This window comes from Azospirillum tabaci (assembly GCF_014596085.1).
Classification (GTDB): Bacteria; Pseudomonadota; Alphaproteobacteria; order Azospirillales; family Azospirillaceae; genus Azospirillum; species Azospirillum tabaci.
Genome location: NZ_JACCJY010000071.1, coordinates 1 through 1,447 on the forward strand (window position 1 = coordinate 1; position 1,447 = coordinate 1,447).

A 1,447-nucleotide genomic window follows, 5' to 3' on the forward strand; every position below is an offset into this window, starting at 1 on the left:
CGGTGGCGGTCGTGGTGTAGGTCGCCCCGCCGATGGTGACGGTCACCGTGCTGCCCGCCTCCGCCGTGCCGCCGATGGTGGGCGTCGTGCTGTTTGTCAGCGCGGCGCTGGTCACCGCCGGGGCGTTGGGCAGCGTGGTGTCGATGGTCAGGGCTTGCGTGCCGGGCGCCGAGACGTTGCCCGCCGCGTCGGTGGCGGTGGCCGAGATCGGGTTGGCGCCGTTGGCGTTCAGGCTCAGCGACCCGGCGATCGGCGTCGCGGTGGCGAGGTCGATGGACCAGCTTCCGCCCGTCGCCGTGGTGGTGTAGGTCGCCCCACCCACTGTGACGGTGACGGTGCTGCCGGCCTCGGCCGTACCGCCGATCACCGGGGTGGTGCTGTTGGTCAAAGCCGCCGAGGTTACCGCCGGAGCGTTCGGCGCCGTCGTGTCGACGGTCAGCGACTGGGTGCCGGCCGAGGACGTGTTGCCGGCGGCATCGGTGGCGGTGGCCGACACCGGGTTGGTTCCGTTGGCGTTCAGGCTCAGCGTGCCCGAGGTCGGCGTCGCCGTAGACAGGTCCACGCTCCAGGCGCCGGTCCCCGACGCGGCGGTCGTGTAGGTGGCGCCGCCCACCGTGACGGTGACGGTGCTGTCCGCCTCCGCCGTGCCGGCGATGACCGGGGTGGCGCTGCTGGTGAGCGCCGCCGAAGTCACCACCGGTGCGTTCGGCGCAGTGGTGTCGATGGTCAGCGACTGCGTGCCAGCGGCCGAGACGTTGCCGGCGGCGTCGCGGGCCGTGACCGAGACGGCGTTGGTGCCGTTGGCGTTGAGGCTCAGCGTGCCGGAGGCCGGCGTCGCCGTGGACAGGTCCACGCTCCAGGCGCCGGTGCCCGCGGCGGCCGTGGCGGTGTAGGTCGCTCCACCCACCGTCAGCGTCACTGTGCTGTTCGCCTCCGCCGTGCCGGAGACGGTCGGCGTTACGGACTTGGTCAGCGCGGCCGAAGTCACCGCCGGCGCGTTCGGCGCGGTGGTGTCGATGGTCAGCGATTGCGTGCCCGGCGCCGAGACGTTGCCCGCCGCGTCGGTGGCGGTGGCCGAGATCGGGTTGGCGCCGTTGGCGTTCAGGCTCAGCGACCCGGCGATCGGCGACGCGGTGGCGAGGTCGATCGACCAGCTTCCGCCCGTCGCCGTGGTGGTGTAGGTGGCGCCGCCCACCGTGACGGTCACCGTGCTGCCGGCTTCGGCCGTGCCGGCGATGGTCGGGCTGGCGCTGTTGGTGAGCGCCGCGCTGGTCACCGCCGGCGCGTTCGGGGCTGTCGTGTCGATGGTCAGCGTCTGCGTGCCGGCCGAGGACACGTTGCCCGCCGCATCGGTGGCGGTGGCCGACACGGTGTTCGTGCCGTTGGCGTTGAGGCTCAGCGAACCGGTGACCGGCGTCGCCGTGGCGAGGTCGATGGACCAGGTCCC

Annotated in this window: 1 protein-coding gene; it reads right to left on the bottom strand. The window is 73.2% G+C overall.

The features are described from left to right. Window positions 1-1,447, bottom strand: a 1,447-nt coding sequence (locus H0B54_RS29270) for an Ig-like domain-containing protein (protein ID WP_246472986.1), incomplete at both ends; no start/stop codon positions are given.